Consider the following 17,469-nt stretch of genomic DNA (forward strand, 5'->3'; position numbering starts at 1 on the left):
ACGCAGGTCTTACGCCGCCCCCGTATCTAGTCCGCTGAAACAAACCACCCGTCGCTGCAGATCCGCGCCGGGCACACAGGTTCTTCCACAAGGGGCTCTTCAATGCAAATGCGATCCAAGCGCCGCCAGGGCGGCTTCACTCTGGTCGAAATGGCCGTGGTGCTGGTCATCATCGGCGTGATCATCGGTGCGGTGATGATCGGCCGTGACGTCCAGCGCAACGCCGAGTACACGCGTATCAAGCAGAAATTCATGGACCAGTGGGTGGTCGCCTACAACACCTACAGCCAACGTACCGGAGCCCCGGTCGGTGACAACCAGGCCGCACCACGCTTGATGGTGAATGGTGCCAAGCACGGCACCGGCGTCGCATCGGGCGCTACCATTTCCGGCGGCGACATGAGCAACACGCAGTCGCCGGGCGCGCTGTGCCAGGGCAACCTGCCTGCCGGCGTCACTCCGGCAGCAACCGGTACCGACCTGCGCGACATCATGCGCAAGGCCGGCATCACCTTGCCGCCTGGCCGTGGCGATGGTTTTGAGGACCGCTACGCCTACCTGGACACCAACGGCAACCCGCAGGAAGTGCAGGTCTGCTTCCAGTGGAATCCGCCGGGCACCGGCTCGGGCTCGGGCAACGTCATGGTCGTTACCGGCCTGACCCCGGATCTGGCGCGTTCGCTGGACCAGATGGTCGACGGCAAGTCCGATCCGAAGGCCGGCGCCTTCCGCCAGGCAGGCATCACCGCGCGTACCGCCAACAGCACCGCCAACAGCAGTGCCACCGCCGGCAGCGAAGAGTGGGAAGGCAACAACACCCAGTCCGCAAGTGCAGGCCAGGGCAGCGCCGCAACGGTAGGTCAGAACACCGACACCGAGCAGGTGCTGACGCTGACCGCCCACTACAAGATGAACCAGTAATCACGCCATGAAAGCGCCCAACCTGCTCGCCCGCCTGAGGCAATCACGACGCACGTCGCTGATCGTTTTCGCCATCTCGCTGTTCGCCCTGGTGGCGACGGCAACATGGTTCATCAGTGCCCGTTCCGCGCTTGCCGACGCCTACGGGCGCCTGGGCAACGCCAAACAGGCGCTGTCCGAAGCCCAGGTGCGCGAGCAGGAGGCGCAGCTGAAAGTGGAACAGGCGCGCTCGGCGCGTGATCTGGTATTGGCTGCCACCGCCGCCAATCTGCAACCCGATGGCTGGGGAGAACGCCTGATCAGCCTGCAACAGGCCCAGCTCACCCGTGGCGATGCAGCCACCCTGCTCGCTGCGCTGGGGCGTTCCAACAGCCGCATCACCGGCACCGAGGCGTTCGAGCTGTCGGTTACCCATCCAGATGAAGGTCTGTTCGATGTGCCGGCGGCGCTGGACCGGATCCCGGCACCGCTGTCGGTCACCATCCGCGGCAGCGTGATGTTCCGCACCAATGCCTTCGATCCCGGCAACAACGCCGCCGCGGATGCCAATGCTGTTGCACGCCCCGTCGAAGCAGCCACCGCCAGCGGAGCCGCCCCATGAGCCGCCAACTTCTGATCCAGCAGCAAGGCAGTTGGCTGGTCTTCGACAATGACCGCGTCAGCCGCAGCGACACCCGTCCGCGCCCACAGCGTTCTGCCTTGGCCATCGCCGATTTCGAAGGTGGCGTCAGCAGCGTCGTCTCGCTGGAGGGCAGCCCGGCCCATGCGGTCGCGCTTATCGAAAAGCGCTTGCGTGCCGATGGCCTGATCGACAGCGAAAGCAAGATCCTGATCCACAAGACCCGCACCGTCGGCGCTGGTTATCAAACCCTGTTCACCGCCGCTCCGCTGGACCTGTGGCAGCAGACCTATGCATGGGCGGAGGCGCAACCCGACCACTGCCTGCTGATCCCGATCACCTCGCTGCTATGGAGCAAGCTCAAGGCCGGCGATGTACTGATCTACCACTCGGGCCGGCAGATCACCGCGCTTGCGCTGCTCAAGCACACCATGATCTACCGCTCGTCGCTGGCCTATAGCGACGATGCAGGCGACCTCGCCATGACTTCCGGTGCCTTGGCCGAGCAGATCGCCAATGACCTGGAAGGCGATGAAAGGCAGCTCGAACCACAACGCGCGCATTGGTGTTCGGTACTCGTGCCTGCACCGACGGCCGGTGAGCCGTGGCTGGATGACAGCCTGCGCGAAGTGTTCTCCGCGCGCAGCGGCATGGCGGTGGACGCGGTCCCGACCGAAACCGTCAGCGACGAAAACGGTACGCAGTTCCGCAGCGGCATTGGCTGGCTGGCGAAAAGCGCATCACCGACCATCGCGGTGAATCCCACCGCCAGCCGCCTGGCGTATATGGCGGAATGGGCGTTGCCACTGGCCAGTGCCGCATCCATCGTGTTCGCCATCGCATTGGGTTCGATCGGTGCGCGCTGGACGCTCAGCGCCAGCGAGGCGAACGACCAGGCCGCGACCATCGGCGAGTCTGTATCGGCCACGGACGCGCGTATCGGCGCCCTGGCCAAGGACCAGGCGATACCAGCCGAGTTCCCGCAGACCTATACCTTCATCGAGAAGGTCAACAACCTGCAGCAGGGCATCGACCCCATCGCTGGCCTGAGCAAGGTCCGTGACGCGGCTTATGGGCAGGTCCGCGTGCTGCGCCTGCGCATGGAGACCCCCCAGGTCAACGCTGCACCAGGGCAATCCTTTGCAGCGCTGGAGCGGCCTACGCTGCGTGTCGATGGCGCGGTAGACCCTGCACAAGGCGGCGGCATGCAGGTGCCCACCTTCATCGAGCGCCTGCGTCAGGCCGGCTACGACCCGATCCCGCTTGACCCACAGGGCGGCAATGTCGGCACCAGCAATCTTTTCTCCTACCTGCTGAAAGAGCCCGTAGCGAACACGGGGGCCACGCCATGAAAATGAAGTACTTCGCCGCGCTGTCGCTGCTTGTCTGGCTGGGTGTCACCGGCTGGCTGGCCAGCATGGTCATCACCAAGCCGGCCGCACTGCGGCAGAACCAGGGCGCGGAAGAGACCACCGCAATGGCCGAGCTGCGCGCATCGGTTGATCGCAACAAACGCATGCGCGAGTCCATCGTCCAACTGGGCGAAGCGCAGGTCTATCAAAGCGATGCACCGCTGGTCGCTGTTGCAGCGCCACGGCCGGTGGCCAGCGACGTGGTGGAAGCCGCGCTGCCACCGCCCTCGGTATCACTGGTACTCACTTCCGCTGGCAGCCGCACGGCGTTCGTCAATGGCGAGCAGGTGCGTGCCGGGCAACGTCTCAGCACAGGCGGACGCGTGCGTGCGATCGGTCCGGACTGGGTGCGCATCGATGATCCGGTGCATGGCAACCAGACCTATCGCGTGCCGGCGCTGATCTCCAATACAAACGGAGCCGGAAAGTGAATCCGCGCAACAAGCCCTTGCTGATTGCCAGCGGCGCAATCATCGCCGGACTGGTATTGGTGCTGGTACTGCGTGGTACCGGCAACCACCAGGACAACGTGCAGACAGAGGCTGCGCCGGTAGAAACCGCGCAGGCACTGCCGACGCAGCCAGCGCAGGCAATGACAGCGCCCAGCGAGGCCTATCCATGGGATGCGCCTGCCTCGGCAGCCGCCGTTGCGCCGCCTGCGGCAGCCGCTGTCCCGGGCACTGCCAGCGTGCCTGCAGCGCTGCAGCCCGAGGCCGTGGCTGCCATGCGCGAGCAGATCGTACGTAGCGGTGCTGCCGCCGACGACATGCTGCGCAAGCTCGACGAAATGGAGCGCAGCGGCCAGTTGCCGAAGGAAATCGACCTGCCTGCGCTGCGCAGCAACATCGCGATCGCCAAACGTGCGCAGTACCTGTCGCTGGAGATCGTCAACCTCAACCAGCAACCGAGCACACCGGAACGCAACCAGCGCCTGCAGACCATTCTTGCCGAGCTGCAACAGCTGCAAGGGCAACTGCGGTTGGACATCAGCGTGCCGACCGCGCAGTCGACAGGCAACGGGCGCTGAACCATGCCCTTCACCAGCCCGCCCATTACGCCCATGCCCGGCAGCCAACGCGGCTACAGCCTGATCGAGGTCAGCGTGGTGGTGGGCGTGCTTGGCGTGCTGACCTTTGCCGTCACCTCGGGGCTGGAGAACATCCAGCGCTTCCGCGAGCAACGGGCAGCGATTGCCAACGCCGAGGCGGCACGCAATGCCGTGCGCGCGTTCGCCTTGAACAACAAACGCCTGCCCTGCCCGGCCAGCAGCAGTTCCTACCGGGAAGCCCTGCCGCCCTGCACGCAGGGCAGTGGCTGGTTCCCGTACGAGACCGTCGGCATCGCACCGCCGCCGGAACGCAACCGGATGAAATACGGCGTCTACATCAGCAACACCAGCAACCTGACCGCGCCTGCGCGCTCGGCCAGTGACGGGATTGATGCCGAGCGCAGCGGTGGATTCATGCTCGCCTTGGCCGCTGCCGCCGCCGCGCCGGCGCAGACCAGTACGCCGTACTACGTGCAGTCAAGCGCGCAGGGCAGCAGCGTCAGTTGCAGTGGCGCGAGCAGCGCCAATCCGGCGTTCGTCATCATCGCGCCAGCAACCGACCTGACCGGCAACAACAGTAATTTCGAAGCGCCACACATCGCCTTCGGCACCGGCAGCAACTGCGTCGCATCGCCGGCACATCGCGCCGATGCAGGCAGCGACGACGTCGTTGTTGCCGAGAGCACAGCAGAACTCCTGGGCTGGATAACCAACTCCACCCGCTAGATCCCGCCGCATTACGAAACGAACCATCTATCCAGGGCCGCTTTCATGAACTCCAGACTCAACCCGCGCCATCGCTCACTCACCCGGCTGCTGACGGTCAGCACCGGCAGCCTGTTGCTGGCAGCCTGCACCAACATGCCGCCGCGCAGCACCATGGACATGCCGCCGACCGAGTACAAGGCACTGGAGCGCACCGGGACGGCCATCAACGAAGAATCCGCGAAACTCGCAGCGCGCCAGGACAAGCTGCTCGAGGACGTGGAGCAACGCGCGCCTGCCCCGCCGCCCGCTGCCCCGATCGCGCCGGCCTACGACCCGCTGGAGAACAGCGTGGTCAGCCTGAGCATGTACGACGCCGACGTCGGCCAGCTGCTGTGGGCACTGGCCGACGAATTGAAGATGAACCTGATCGTCGACCCCAAGGTGCTGCAGCAGAAGCAGCGCGCCAGCCTGCACCTGCGCAACGTCTCCGCGCGCGAGGTGTACCGCCACATCCTGGATGCCTTCGACCTCAACGGCCAGGTCCGCGGCGGCTCGCTGGTGGTGTCGCAGATGAGCGAGCGCATCTTCAACGTGGACCTGCTCAACTCGGTCACGATGATGGACCTCGCCTCGGGCGGCGACGTGTTTGGCGCCGGCATGCAGGCCAGCGGTGGTGGCGGTGGCCAGTCGCTGAAGGGCGACCTGAGCATCTCCGGCAGCATGGGCAAGGAAAGCGATCCTTACAAGCAGCTGGATTCGGCGCTGAAGGTCATCCTCGGCGAGGACAAGGCCGAGACCGCCGCCGCGCGCGATCCCAACGGCCCGCCAGCACCGGAAGCCGCGCGTTACAGCCTGGACCCGGGCAGCGGCACCCTTTACGTGCGTGCCCGTCCTTCGCAGGTGCGCGCGATCGAAGAGCTGCTGGAACACAGCAAGAAGAAGCTGCGCCGGCAGGTGCTGGTGGAAGCACAGATCCTGGACGTCTCGCTCAACGACAATTCCAACTACGGCGTTGACTGGAACCTGCTGCGCAATCGCGTTGCCGGCATTTACGGCGATTCCCCGGCCACCATCATGCCGGTGCCGGACAGCAGCCTGCCCTACAGCACAATGAACCGGCTCGGTGAGCAGGGCCGCACCATCGTGTTCCCGAACCAGACGCTGGGCTCGGTCGCTGGTCGTGCGCTCGGCCTGAGCTACATGAACGACACGTTCTCCGCCGCGGTCAATGTGCTGCGCGGCTTCGGCAACGTGAAGGTGCTGTCCAACCCCAGCGTGCGCGTGCGCAATGGCAGCCCGGCCTACCTGAGCGTGGGCACCAACATCCGCTACGTCACCAAGTCCACCACCAACTTCTCCGGCGGTTCTGGCACCGGTTCGGGTTTCACCTCCTCGGACATCCAGACCGACTCCCTGTTCTCCGGCGTCGTCATCGGCGTGGCGCCGATGGTCCACGAGAACGGCTCGGTGGAACTGCTGGTGCACCCGATGCAGACCGAAGTGCAGCCGGGCAGCCTGAAGCTGCAGGAGTTCCCCAATGGCAACGCAGTCACCTTGCCGCAGATCAACGTCAAGGGCATCACCACCACGTTGAACCTGCGTGACGGTGACACCGTGCTGCTCGGCGGGCTCATCGACCAGAACTCGTCGATGGATGACCAGGGCATACCTGGTGTTTCCGACGTGCCGGTATTCGGCCGCCTGTTCGGTTCACGCGCCAAGACCCACAACACCCGTGAGCTGGTGGTGGTGTTGCGGGTGAAAGTGCTGTGAGCCTGATCCACGACGCCCTGCGCGGGGCCGGCGAATCCTCGCCGGCCGTCGACACGCATCCTGCACGCAATGGTACGTGGCCGCGTCTGCCGCGGCATGGCATGTGGTTGCTGCTGGGCGTCGTGTTGGCTGGCCCCACCGGCTACCTGATCGCGCGCAGCGGTGGCGGGCAACAAGCGGTGCAACAGGCAGTGAGCGCACCGCCATCAGCCCAGCATGTTGTAGAGCCAGCAGCTTCCGTTGCAGCGCCAGATGTAGCTTTTGCAAGCACGACAACGGCAAGCCCGACCTCCACGCCAGCGCCCGTGGTTGCCATGTTGCCTCCTATCGTCCTGGCGAAACGCGAAAACACCGTTGCGCCACCCGACGCCGTCGCGGTTGCGCCCGCCAGCACGGCCAGCCCGGTAGCAAGCCAGCCGGAAGCAGCTCGCACCGCGGCACCACAGCTGCAGATCAGTGTCAGCGAGGCACCTGCGGCGCAGAAATCCGTGGCCAAGGCAGCCACACCAACGGCCGGCGATGAACCAGATCCGGCACAGGTCAGGACCGCCATGTCGCGGCTGCAGGCCGCCGTCGCCGGTGGCGACATCGCGGTGCGCGACGCGAGCTTGGATGAACTGCAGAAACTGCTTCCCGCCGACAGCCTCACCTTGCTGCGCGCACGGGCATGGGCGGCACACGGTGGCAACGACATTGAAGGCGCCGAACGTTACTACCGCGCCATCCTGCAACGCGTTCCCGACGACGAATACGCCGGGGTGAACCTGGCCTTGATCGATGCCCGCCGTGGCGACGTCAACGAAGCCAGGGAGCGCCTGGCCAGGTTGGCTGCACGCAACAGCGGCTCGCAGATGGTCAGCCGTGCGCAGGCCGAACTGGAGACGGTGCGGCAATGAACCCGGCACTGGCCCGACACCTGCAGACGCTGGGACTGGAACGCTCGCCGTTCCCGCCAACGCCCGACGCTGCCTCCTACTACGCAACGCCGATGCTGGAAGGCGAGCTGGTCGAGGCCGCGCACGCCTTGCGCACGCGTACCGGCTTCGTGCTGCTGACCGGCGAAGTGGGCACCGGCAAGAGCACTTTCCTGCGTCGCCTGCTGGGCCAGCTGGAGACCGATGGCATCGTGGTCTCGCTGGTGTTCAACACCTTCCTGCAGGGCGATGACCTGCTGGCGGCGATCCTGCGTGATTTCGGCCTGACCCCGAAGGGCAACGCCGCCAACGACATCGAGATACTCAATCGCTTCCTGATCAGCCGTTGGCAGGACCGCACCACCTGCGTGCTGATCATCGACGATGCGCAGAACCTGACGCTTGCCAGCCTGGAGCTGGTGCGACTATTGACCAGCCTGGAGACCGGGCAGGAAAAGCTGCTGCAGATCGTGCTGTCCGGGCAACCGGAACTGCGCGACAACCTCGACCAGCCGCAGATCCGCCAGCTGACCAGCCGCATCTGCAAGCACGTGCGGCTGGAACCGCTGGACCTGCAACAGACCCGCGCCTATGTGGACTTCCGCCTGGCCGCCGCCGGTGCTGCCAAGAACATCAGTGTGCAGCCAGCCGCCGCCGTTGCCCTGCACCGCTGCAGCAAGGGCAACCCGCGCCGCATCCACCTGATCATGGACCGCTGCCTGTACGGCCTGTACGCGCTGCCGCAAGGACAACGACAGATCGACACCCGGCTGGTCCGCAGTGCCGCGGCGCAGTCCGGCGTGCATCCCGCCCGCCGCGACACGACCCGCAACCGCATGGCCATCGCCGCCAGCGTGCTGCTTGCCAGTGCCCTCGGCCTGACCGGCCTGCTGATCGGCAGCAACGAATCCCGCGCCGACAGCAGCCACGGAACTGTCGCCAGCAACGCTGTGACATCGACACCGGCCGCTGCAGCGAGCGCAGCTCGCGAATCCTGGGCTGCCTGCCTGCGCCGCAACGCAACCCCCCGACAACGCCACGACACAGTCTCCGAGCGAGCAGCACTTGCCCTGGGAAATGCCAGTGATGTGTGCCGCCAACAGCGCAACGGCGCTTGGGAGATCGCGTGGAATCCCCCGCCCGATGCACGTCGATTTGAAGATCCTGCATCCGTCGAGGGCGCGTTGCAGCAGCTGCAGCAGCAGTTGACCGCGCTCGGGCATTACGACGGTGCCATCGATGGCCAGTTCGGCCGCCTGACCCAACGCGCCCTGGCGCGCTTCCAGCAGGACACCGGCTTGCCGCCCAGCGGGCAGGTAGATCCGCTGACGCTGCGCTTGCTGCAGGACCGCGCGAGCAACCCAACTCCCCTTTCCAGAACCACGGAATCCCTGCCCCATGACAACGGCTGACTCGCGCATTCCTTCGGCTTCGGCCAACAACACCCAGGGGCTGGTCAGTCTTGAGCAGGCCAAGCTGGGTGTCGTGCTCAACGAGCGCGGCCTGCTCGATCCAATCCAACTGCTGTACGCGCGGCAGAAGAACCTGGTCGAGCAGACCAGTTTCGGTCGCCTGCTGATCCGCCATGGTCTGGCCAACGAATCGGATATCGTCCGCACCCAGGCCGAGCTGGAGAACATGGAGTATGCGCAGGTCGACACCCTGCCCGTGCCCGACCCGCAGGTGCTGGCCATGTTCAACCGCGAGCTGTGCCAGCTGCGCCAGTTCCTGCCGCTGCGGCGCAGTGGCGACCAGCTGGAAGTGCTGCTCGGCGATGCCGACCAGGCGGCCGTGCAGCAGCTGGTGCTGCAGCGCTGTGGCCTGCGCTGCCGCTTCTTCCAGGGCGAATACGGCAAGGTGGCGCGGCTGATCCGGCAGACCTATTACTTCGCCCAGAATCCGATCGAGACCCTGCTGGAGAAGGAAATCCGGCGCCTGGCCGTCGACAACGACCATGCCTACAGCCCGGAAAAGCTGCTCGACTACCTGTTGCACCTGGCCATCCGCGAGCGCACCACCGACATCCACATCGCGCCGTCCGAGCACAGCCTGCATGTACTGTTCCGTATCGATGGCGTGCTGCGGCCGATGTGGGCCATGCCCAACTCGCTCAGCCGCCTGCTTGGCTACATCAAGCTGGCGGCGGAGATGGACATCTCCGAGCAGCGCCGCCCGCAGGACGGCAGCTTCCGAGCCACCGTGCTCGACTCACCGATAACGGTGCGTGTGTCGACCCTGATCACCGACTCCGGCGAACGCACCGTGATGCGTCTGCTGCCCGAGCACAGCGATCTTGCCGGGCTGGAGGAAATGGGCTTCTTCCCGGAAGACGTCGCCGCCCTGGAGCGCCTGTTCTCGCGGCCGGCCGGGCTGATCCTGATCACTGGTCCGACCGGCTCCGGCAAAAGCTCCTCGCTGCACGCCGCGCTGCGCATGCAGTCGTTGATCGAGCGCAATGTGCTGACCGTCGAGGACCCTATCGAGTACCGCGTGCCCGGTGCCGGCCAGACCGAGGTCAACCGCCGCGCAGGCTACGAATTCGGCTCCGCCCTCCGTCACTTCCTGCGCCACGATCCGGACGTGATCCTGCTCGGCGAAATGCGTGACGCAGAAACCGCGCAGGCCGCACTCGAAGCCGCTGCAACCGGTCACCTTGTGCTGTCCACCCTGCACGTCACCAGCGTGTTCGGCGTGGTGCCACGACTGCGCCCGCTCGGCCTCGAAGCGCAGGTCATCGCCGACAACCTGCTGGCCGTGGTCAACCAGCGCCTGGTTCGCCAGAACTGCATGTTCTGCAGCGTCGAGGTGCCATTCAGTGATGCCGAGCTCACCTGGATGAACCTGCCACCCGGCAGCTGCGGGCGGCGCGGCGTTGGCTGTGATCGCTGCCGTGGCAGCGGCTACTACGGGCGCCTGCCGGTGTACGACATCATGATTGTCGACGAACCGCTGGCCAACGGCATTTCCGACGATGCCAGCCGTGAGACCGTGCGCAATCTCGCGATGAATGCCGGCTTCCGTGGGATCGAGCAGATCTCGCAGCGGCGCGTCATCGCCGGCCAGACCACCAGCGAGGAAATCCTGCGCGTGGTCGGCGTGGGTCCCAACCCATGAACGTCTACTACTACCGCCTGCTGCTGAACAGCGGCCGCGTGCGCAGCGGCGTCACCCAATTGTCGGTGGAACGCGACGCCTCGGCACGGATGTGGCTGGAGAAGAACTTCGACGCGGTCGTGCTGACCTTGTACCGGCTACCGGGTTGGCTGGCGGAGACGCAGCGATCGTTGTCGCACCTGTTCAAGCCCACCATCAAGCCGGTGGAGCTGGCCGGCATGCTGCGCGACCTGGCGGTGATGACCAGCAGCGGCATCCCGGTGATGGAAGCACTGCGCGCGGTTGCCAACGAAGTCGGCAGCGGGCCAACCTCCAATCCGGCCAAGCTTGCCCGGCGCCTGCTGGAAGAGCTCGACGCCGGCGCTACCTTCAGCGAAGCATTCGCCCGCTACCCGGATGCATTCCCGGAAACCGTGCGCAACCTGGTGATGATCGGTGATGAAACCGGCTCGATGGACCGCATGCTGAAGGAAGCCGCCGACCACGTCGAGCGCATCTCCAAGATGACTGCCGATACCCGCCAGGCGCTGATTTACCCAGCCTTCGTTTTCTCGGCGATCTTCGCCGCGGGCGGCTTCTGGATCTACTACGTGATCCCGAACCTGTCCGATCTTTTCAAGCAGATGAACGCCAAGCTGCCGCCGCTCACCATTGCGGTGATGAAGGGGTCGGAGTGGCTGATCGGCCACTTCAGCTGGATCGCGGTCGGCATGGTAGTGGCCGCGTTCGCGCTATGGGTCACCTGGCGCCATTCGCGGCCGTTCCGCCGCGCCATGCATTACACCCTGCACAAGCTGCCAATCGCCAAGACCATCATGTATTCGTCGGGCCTAGCCTTCTTCACCGAATACATGGCCTTGTTGATACGCGCTGGCGTGGACATGGTCAGCAGCCTGCAGGTGATGGAGCGGGCGATGCAGGATGAGTACTACCGCGACCGCATCATCGCCATCCGCCAGGTACTTGAGCGCGGCGACCGCGTCTCCGCTGCGATGCGCCAGGTCGGCGGCTTCCCTTCGATGATGGTGCGCATGATCGGCGTCGGCGAGGACACCGGCACCCTGGACTCGCAGTTCGCGCGGCTTTCCGAGGAATACAGCCTGCGCCTGCAACGGTTGATCACCAACCTGTCGGAAATCATCAAGCCGGTGGTCGTGCTGTTCGCCGGCGGCATGTTCGTGTTCCTGATCGTGGCCTTGCTGCTGCCGGTCTATGACCTGGTGCAGCAGGCGATCACCGCGCCCCATATGTAAGCAAGGATTCCCGATGATCGCTTTCAATCCCCGCAGCGCCCGCGGCTTCACCTTGATGGAGATGGCCGTGGTGCTGGTAATCATCGCCGTGCTCATCGGCGGCGTCAGCGTAGGCCGCGATGTCTACCGCAGCGCCGTCGCCGAGCGCATCGGCAGCCAGTTCGTGCAGGGCTGGATGCTGGCCTATGACCAGTACGTCGCCCAGGTTGGCGGCGTGCCAGGTGACGACATCGCCAACCCCACCGGCAAGGTCAACAAGGGCAGCGCGCCGCTTTGCCGCGACAACCTGCGCGATGAAATGCTGCGCTATGGCATCACCTTGCCGGAAGGCCGCGCCGAAGGGCTGGAGTCACGCTATGTCTACCAGGATGCCGGTGGGCTGCCACGTGAGGTCGAGGTCTGCTTCCAGGCCGTGCCCGACTGGGCCGAGCCCACCACTGGCAACGGCTACCTCGCCCGCCCACGCAACGTGATGCGTTTGACCGGGCTCACGCCGGAACTGGCACGTCAGCTGGATGTGCGCATCGACGGCAACATCAATGCCCGTTTCGGCCGCGTCCGCGAAGTCAACGTGCACAACCTGACCTCGGCAGTATCGGCGCCGCCACCGGAGTTCCCGTGGAGCCGCAACGAGAAGGACCACCGGAGCCACGCCAATGACACCGGCCAGGTTCTCGCCGTCGATGCCTACCTGAAGCTCAATCGCTGAGCAGGCGGATCTGCCATGAACACCTATTCCAAGCTGAGGGCACCGCGCTCGCCCTCGCTGCCAAGCCAACACGGCATGACCCTGCTGCAGGTCGCACTGATCCTGCTGCTGCTAGGCGCGCTGATCGCATCCGGCTTCCAGGTGCTGCAATCGCGCACGGCAAGCAGGCAGGCGCAGGAGCAGGCGCAGGCCTTGAGCTGGGCTGACCAGGCCGTCAGCGCATTCGCCGCCGCCAATTCACGCCTGCCCTGCCCGGCCAGCACGCCCGAAGGCAAGGAGGACTGCGCCTCCGGCAACAGCAAGGGCTACCTGCCGGTGGCCACGCTGGATACGTTCTTCGACGGCAACAGCAGTTCCATCATTGGTTCCTCGGGAACCGGCAAGCTTGCCAGCCCCGTGCTGTATGCGGTGAACCGCCCCGCCGCTGCCGCCGCCTCGGCGCCGTATGCGGCCGGCAGCACCGCCAGCATCGATCTTGCGCAGGCATCGGCACGCTACAGCCCGCCGGCCTATAGCGGCGAGGACAATGCCTACGCGCCGCGCGAAGACTTCGAAGTGCCCGGCACCACCGCAGGTGCGCCGGCGACCGAATTCGCTTACGACGCGATCAACGGGCTCGACTTCTGTGCCTCGCTTGGCCAGGCAGCGGTCGCGGTCAGCAGCACCGGCGGCCTGTCGACCACGCTCGGCGCAGGCGCTGCCAGCCGGGTCATCGCCTATGGCGTGGCCGTCGCCGGCCCGGACGCAGCTGCCAACGCCCGCTTCGACGATGCCAACCTCAGCAACGCACTGACCCTTGCCGATCCGGCCAGGGAAAACGCCGCCGACTACGATGACCGCGTGCGTGTCCGCACCTTCGAATCGCTCGCACAGGTGGTTGGTTGCAGCCTGCTGACCTCTCGCGCGGCCAGCAATGGGCGCGTGGCGTTCGCCGACAACGTACCTACCTCGTCGCTGGACCTGCTGGCCGATGCCGCCGGCATCGACGATTCGGTCAAGGACACCCAGGAGAGTACGGTCGGCAATGCGGAGGATGCCGTCGCCGGCGGCCAGCAGGCGGTCGCCTTCGGCACCATCGGTGTGGTGATGGCCGGCGTCGACGTCGCCGCCGCCGGCCTGGACCTGGCCGAGGCAATCGTCCTGCTCACGACCAACGTGGTTCGCTGTGCGGTCTCATTGGGTATTGAATGCTGGCGCGTGCCGCTTTCCACCGCAGCGCTGATAAAACAATCAGTGGCGCTGGGCCTGAACATTGCCGCGCTTGCGCAGAACATCGCCGCGCTGGGCATGAACAGTGCGGCGCTGTCCGAAGCCGACGTGGTATTGCGCCTGGCCAACTCCGCCGTCGAAGCCAACGCCACCAGCCTGGCCGAAGCAGTGCAGCGCGCGCATGACTCGGCTTATGGCGTCTGCAAGGACCAGAAGGACCCGATCAGCGGCGTCGTCAGCAGCGTCTGTGATCCGAAAGGCCTGAAGCAGACCTCTGAAGAAGCAGAAGCTGAAGCACGCAGCGCCGAAAGCAAGCGCGATGCCTACTACAACCAATACCTGGTGCATTGGGAAGACCGCAATCTCCAGTATCGCATCCAGGGCTGGAACAACATGTCCAGCAGCGTCCGCAGCCAGCAGTTGGCCCTGCTCCGTCTCCAGCTGCAGACAGCACGCGACTACATCGACCAACTGATCCTCTTCGACGTCCTCAAGGCCGACCAGAAGAACTATGCCGAGCGCCAGAAACAGTTCCAGTCGCTGGTCGACCAGTACGACGACAGCGATGCGGATCGCGCCGCGGCGATTGCCGAATGCAACAAGAAGGGCTCAGAAGCAGACCGGACCAGCTGCCGCGCGGCGCTGGAACAGATTGCCGCCTCCAAGAACTGCGAGAAGGAGCCTACCGAGATCGAGAAGATTGTCTGCGAGAGCGCGGCCAGCAACGTGATCTACGTAAAGACCTGCGTACGTGATGGCGTGCTTGAGCAGTTCAATCCCAACCCAAGCAGCGATGGCACCTCTGCGTCCGCCGCCGGACCGTATTGCCTGCCCGCCTTGAAGGACGCCATCACCTACAACAACAAGAAGATGGCTGAACATCAGATAGTCGTCGACCGCTTGTACGCCGCCGCAGTCAGCTCTGGCGCTACCAAGGAATTCACCAATGTATGGATCGAGCCGGTGAAGGATGCCGATGGCAACATCATCACGCAGGGCTACTGGGTCACATCGGCGCCTTACAACACCCGCTATCCGCCGGGCAATCAATGGCCGTTCTGCTCGAAGGAAATGCAGGAGCAGAAGCAGTGCAATTCGCTGACCGCCTTGTATCCCTACTGGACCAACGGCAGCTACCTGCCATTGATACGCAGGCAGAACTCCGGGTTCTGGCTGTCCTACGGCGATGCGTATCGCGAATACAAGACCCGCGAACAAGTCGCGACAAAGTCACGGGCCAATGCCGACACCACTGCCAGCCAGTTCGCCGATGCCGTGGCCGGCTACCAGCAACTGCTACAGGTTGCTTTCAACAATTCCAACTCAGCCGGCACCGAGCTGTGGCTGGGCCCGAACCAGACAGTGAAGGCTGCCGATGACCGTGGTGCGGTGGGACCTGATCGCAATGCAGCGATCCAATCGGCGGTGTCGCCATGATTGAACGCAGCCGTCTGCGTCCAGCATCGGGCTGGACCTTGCTGGAAATGGCAGTGGTGCTGGTGATCGCCGCATTGTTGGCGGTGGTGGTACTGCCCTTGCTGCCGCTCGGCGCCAAGCTGGGCGAACAGGAGCTGGCCGAGCAACGACTGTCGCAGGCGCAGGATGCGCTGGTCGGCTATACGCTCAGCCACTTCCGCCTGCCGTATGCCGACCAGGACGGTGATGGCAGGGAGGACATCGGCGTGCTGGCCGGCCGCCTGCCCAGCTCCACCCTGGGTCTGGCCGACCATGCACCGATGGGCTATGCGGTGAAAGGCGAGCTGGCGACGTCGGCCGATCCGATGTTGTACAACCCGGACCTGCCGATGGTGGCAGGCGTGGATACCACGCCGATCTCCAACGGCCTGGACTTCTGCGTGCGGCTGGCCGGCACCTTGAAGGGCAACGGCCTGCACGTAGGTGGCACGGTGGCCTCCGCTTTCGCACTGAGCCATCGCCTGTCCGACGGTGGTGGCCAGGTGGTGCCGATCAGCATCGCCAGCGCCTACAACGGTCCGGCTGCCGGCGACACCAGCCTGCTGACCGATGGGCTGGGCATGGGCGAGCTGTATGCACGCCTGGGTTGCATCGAGCGCCTGCCGCGCGCCTATGCGGCGGCACAGTCGGCGCAGACCGCACAAAGCGAATACCTGCTTGCCGACCTGCACAAGAGCACCCGCGACTTCTACCAGGAGATCGCCGACCTCGACCGTGACAACGCGCAGATCGCGGTCGATTTCGCCGCCTTCGACCTGGCCTTCGGGCTCATCCAGGTAGCGCTCTCTGCGGTGATGGCGGTTCCCGATCTGGTTCCACCGGAAGACGCGTTCAAGGTTGCCGTCGCCATCGCCCAGGGCATCATCGCTGCCGCACAGATCGGCACCACCGTTTATGGGCTGGTGCAAAGCGCGGAACAGGCCAAGGAAGATGCCGGTACCGGATACCAGGCCTCGCTCAACACCAAGGCTGCCGCTGCCGCGCAGCTTGCAAGAATCACCGAACTCCGCAATGCCGCTGCCACCAAGGCAAGGCAGCTGGACGCAGCCGGGTTGAATCCATGAACGCACGATCCTTTGCAGCGGCTTCCGCCACCGGGCGACAGCGCGGCTTCTCCCTGCTCGAGCTGGCCTTGGTACTTGTGATACTTGGTGTCATCGGCGTCATCCTGGTGCGCTGGTATGGCAGCGTGCAGCAACAGAAGCAGCAGACCCACACGCGCAGCCTGCTACAGCGCGCCGACGATGCCGTGCTTGGCTTCGCCGCCACGCATCATCGGCTGCCCTGCCCGGCCAGCGACGAACAGGGACTGGAAGATTGCGCTGCTGCAGCCAGCGGTCGACTGCCGTGGAAGTCGTTGGGCCTGCCGGACGCGCGTGGTGGGCAGCTGGCATATGGCGTGCTGCGTTACGCCAACACGGCGGCACCGCAGCTGGATGCCGATCTGGCCCGCCTGCAGGATCGCAATCGTCCATTGCAGATGCTGACCGGCGATGTCGCCACCACCGTTGCGCTGGGCAACATCAATGGGCTGGATCTCTGCCACGGCCTGCGTGTGGCGATGCGGCTTCCGCTGAACACCAATTACCTGCACAGCATGGACGAAGCGGCAGGCGCCCAGCGCGGCCGCAATGTCGCCTATGCCATCGCCACCCGCCTGCCCGGCAGCAGCACCAGTACTGCCAGTGGCAACCCGAATGCCTTCCTGTCGCCTCGCCACAGCAACGATGCCGACTACCTCAACCAGGTCCGCATCACCGGTGCCGATCAACTATGGGCGCGGCTGCAATGCTCCGAGTCTGTGGCTTCGGTGACCTATAGCCACTTCAACGTGGCAGCGGCGGCAAAGATGGACGCCAAGGCGATGCTCGACCTGCAGGAACAGCTGCGCATTCTTGAGAAGCTGGCCAAGGTGAACTCCGACTTCGCCACCGCCTCGGTACTGGAAGGCACCGCCGGTGCCACCGGTGCCGCTGCCGGCATTGCCGGCGCGCTGGCCGATCTGGCCAAGGCCGCAGCCAACCCGGAGCTGAAATCCCCGGAGATCTTCACCGGCAACACCAAACTCGGCCTGTCCATCGCCGCCACTGCCGCGGCGGCGGCCGTGGCGATCAAGGCCGGCGTGCTGAAGGCGTCTACCGAGAAGGCGCGCAACCGCTCCGAGGACCTGTACCGGCGCATCCGCGATCCGGACACCGGGCTGACCCAGCGTTCAAGCAAGCTCTCGCAGGATCTGTACGGGCGTGCGGTGCAGGCCGACGGGCGCGGCATGCAGCCTTGAGCAATGAAGTCTGGCTGATGCCCGGAGGCAAG

Annotated in this window: 15 protein-coding genes; all 15 read left to right on the forward strand. The window is 65.2% G+C overall.

Annotated elements, in window-relative coordinates; all coding sequences use genetic code 11:
• The first annotated feature begins 102 nt into the window (after positions 1-102).
• From Q5Z11_RS16215 to Q5Z11_RS16285, 15 genes are read left to right on the forward strand one after another with little or no spacing between them, the layout of a single operon-like run.
• Positions 103-921, forward strand: a complete 819-nt coding sequence (locus tag Q5Z11_RS16215) for a prepilin-type N-terminal cleavage/methylation domain-containing protein (protein WP_303747342.1) — start codon at positions 103-105, stop codon at positions 919-921.
• A gap of 7 nt (positions 922-928) precedes the next feature.
• Positions 929-1,522 carry a hypothetical protein gene (locus tag Q5Z11_RS16220; RefSeq protein WP_303747343.1) on the forward strand — a complete coding sequence of 198 codons (594 nt, stop codon included), beginning with the start codon at positions 929-931 and terminating at the stop codon, positions 1,520-1,522.
• A complete protein-coding gene (locus Q5Z11_RS16225; RefSeq protein ID WP_303747344.1) occupies positions 1,519-2,892 on the forward strand; it encodes a hypothetical protein in 1,374 nt (457 codons plus the stop codon). Before Q5Z11_RS16220 ends, Q5Z11_RS16225 begins: the two co-directional genes overlap by 4 nt.
• Positions 2,889-3,383, forward strand: a complete 495-nt coding sequence (locus Q5Z11_RS16230; RefSeq protein ID WP_303747345.1) for a hypothetical protein — start codon at positions 2,889-2,891, stop codon at positions 3,381-3,383. Before Q5Z11_RS16225 ends, Q5Z11_RS16230 begins: the two co-directional genes overlap by 4 nt.
• A complete protein-coding gene (locus Q5Z11_RS16235) occupies positions 3,380-3,979 on the forward strand; it encodes a hypothetical protein (protein ID WP_303747346.1) in 600 nt (199 codons plus the stop codon). Before Q5Z11_RS16230 ends, Q5Z11_RS16235 begins: the two co-directional genes overlap by 4 nt.
• Before the next feature lie 33 nt (positions 3,980-4,012).
• The gene (locus Q5Z11_RS16240) at positions 4,013-4,726 is read left to right on the forward strand and encodes a prepilin-type N-terminal cleavage/methylation domain-containing protein (protein ID WP_303747347.1); all 714 of its coding nucleotides are present in this window, start codon (positions 4,013-4,015) and stop codon (positions 4,724-4,726) included.
• Positions 4,727-4,771: 45 nt separating this feature from the next.
• Positions 4,772-6,481 (forward strand): pilus (MSHA type) biogenesis protein MshL, encoded by a 1,710-nt coding sequence (gene mshL / locus Q5Z11_RS16245; RefSeq protein WP_303747348.1) that lies wholly within the window; start codon positions 4,772-4,774, stop codon positions 6,479-6,481.
• Complete coding sequence (locus Q5Z11_RS16250) at positions 6,478-7,377, forward strand: tetratricopeptide repeat protein (protein WP_303747349.1); 900 nt, start codon at positions 6,478-6,480, stop codon at positions 7,375-7,377. Before mshL ends, Q5Z11_RS16250 begins: the two co-directional genes overlap by 4 nt.
• Positions 7,374-8,807 carry an ExeA family protein gene (locus tag Q5Z11_RS16255; RefSeq protein ID WP_303747350.1) on the forward strand — a complete coding sequence of 478 codons (1,434 nt, stop codon included), beginning with the start codon at positions 7,374-7,376 and terminating at the stop codon, positions 8,805-8,807. The genes Q5Z11_RS16250 and Q5Z11_RS16255 overlap by 4 nt, the downstream gene beginning before the upstream one ends.
• Positions 8,794-10,509, forward strand: coding sequence for a GspE/PulE family protein (locus Q5Z11_RS16260; protein ID WP_303747351.1), 1,716 nt, complete (start codon positions 8,794-8,796; stop codon positions 10,507-10,509). The genes Q5Z11_RS16255 and Q5Z11_RS16260 overlap by 14 nt, the downstream gene beginning before the upstream one ends.
• Positions 10,506-11,762: a type II secretion system F family protein gene (locus tag Q5Z11_RS16265; RefSeq protein ID WP_303747352.1), complete on the forward strand. Its 1,257-nt coding sequence runs from the start codon at positions 10,506-10,508 to the stop codon at positions 11,760-11,762. The genes Q5Z11_RS16260 and Q5Z11_RS16265 overlap by 4 nt, the downstream gene beginning before the upstream one ends.
• A 13-nt stretch (positions 11,763-11,775) precedes the next feature.
• Positions 11,776-12,471, forward strand: a complete 696-nt coding sequence (locus tag Q5Z11_RS16270; RefSeq protein ID WP_303747353.1) for a type II secretion system protein — start codon at positions 11,776-11,778, stop codon at positions 12,469-12,471.
• Positions 12,472-12,486: 15 nt separating this feature from the next.
• Positions 12,487-15,117 (forward strand): hypothetical protein, encoded by a 2,631-nt coding sequence (locus tag Q5Z11_RS16275; protein ID WP_303747354.1) that lies wholly within the window; start codon positions 12,487-12,489, stop codon positions 15,115-15,117.
• The gene (locus tag Q5Z11_RS16280) at positions 15,114-16,220 is read left to right on the forward strand and encodes a hypothetical protein (RefSeq protein ID WP_303747355.1); all 1,107 of its coding nucleotides are present in this window, start codon (positions 15,114-15,116) and stop codon (positions 16,218-16,220) included. The genes Q5Z11_RS16275 and Q5Z11_RS16280 overlap by 4 nt, the downstream gene beginning before the upstream one ends.
• Positions 16,217-17,437: a type II secretion system protein gene (locus tag Q5Z11_RS16285; RefSeq protein WP_303747356.1), complete on the forward strand. Its 1,221-nt coding sequence runs from the start codon at positions 16,217-16,219 to the stop codon at positions 17,435-17,437. Before Q5Z11_RS16280 ends, Q5Z11_RS16285 begins: the two co-directional genes overlap by 4 nt.
• Positions 17,438-17,469 lie beyond the last annotated feature (32 nt).

Source organism: Stenotrophomonas sp. 610A2 (genome assembly GCF_030549615.1).
Lineage (GTDB): Bacteria > Pseudomonadota > Gammaproteobacteria > Xanthomonadales > Xanthomonadaceae > Stenotrophomonas > Stenotrophomonas pigmentata.

Bases quoted from the DNA above. Each gene is read 5' to 3' on its own strand.
- Q5Z11_RS16215 (WP_303747342.1), top strand. From the start codon at position 103: ATGCAAATGCGATCCAAGCGCCGCCAGGGCGGCTTCACTCTGGTCGAA.
- Q5Z11_RS16220 (WP_303747343.1), top strand. From the start codon at position 929: ATGAAAGCGCCCAACCTGCTCGCCCGCCTGAGGCAATCACGACGCACG.
- Q5Z11_RS16225 (WP_303747344.1), top strand. From the start codon at position 1,519: ATGAGCCGCCAACTTCTGATCCAGCAGCAAGGCAGTTGGCTGGTCTTC.
- Q5Z11_RS16230 (WP_303747345.1), top strand. From the start codon at position 2,889: ATGAAAATGAAGTACTTCGCCGCGCTGTCGCTGCTTGTCTGGCTGGGT.
- Q5Z11_RS16240 (WP_303747347.1), top strand. From the start codon at position 4,013: ATGCCCGGCAGCCAACGCGGCTACAGCCTGATCGAGGTCAGCGTGGTG.
- mshL (WP_303747348.1), top strand. From the start codon at position 4,772: ATGAACTCCAGACTCAACCCGCGCCATCGCTCACTCACCCGGCTGCTG.
- Q5Z11_RS16255 (WP_303747350.1), top strand. From the start codon at position 7,374: ATGAACCCGGCACTGGCCCGACACCTGCAGACGCTGGGACTGGAACGC.
- Q5Z11_RS16260 (WP_303747351.1), top strand. From the start codon at position 8,794: ATGACAACGGCTGACTCGCGCATTCCTTCGGCTTCGGCCAACAACACC.
- Q5Z11_RS16265 (WP_303747352.1), top strand. From the start codon at position 10,506: ATGAACGTCTACTACTACCGCCTGCTGCTGAACAGCGGCCGCGTGCGC.
- Q5Z11_RS16270 (WP_303747353.1), top strand. From the start codon at position 11,776: ATGATCGCTTTCAATCCCCGCAGCGCCCGCGGCTTCACCTTGATGGAG.
- Q5Z11_RS16275 (WP_303747354.1), top strand. From the start codon at position 12,487: ATGAACACCTATTCCAAGCTGAGGGCACCGCGCTCGCCCTCGCTGCCA.
- Q5Z11_RS16280 (WP_303747355.1), top strand. From the start codon at position 15,114: ATGATTGAACGCAGCCGTCTGCGTCCAGCATCGGGCTGGACCTTGCTG.
- Q5Z11_RS16285 (WP_303747356.1), top strand. From the start codon at position 16,217: ATGAACGCACGATCCTTTGCAGCGGCTTCCGCCACCGGGCGACAGCGC.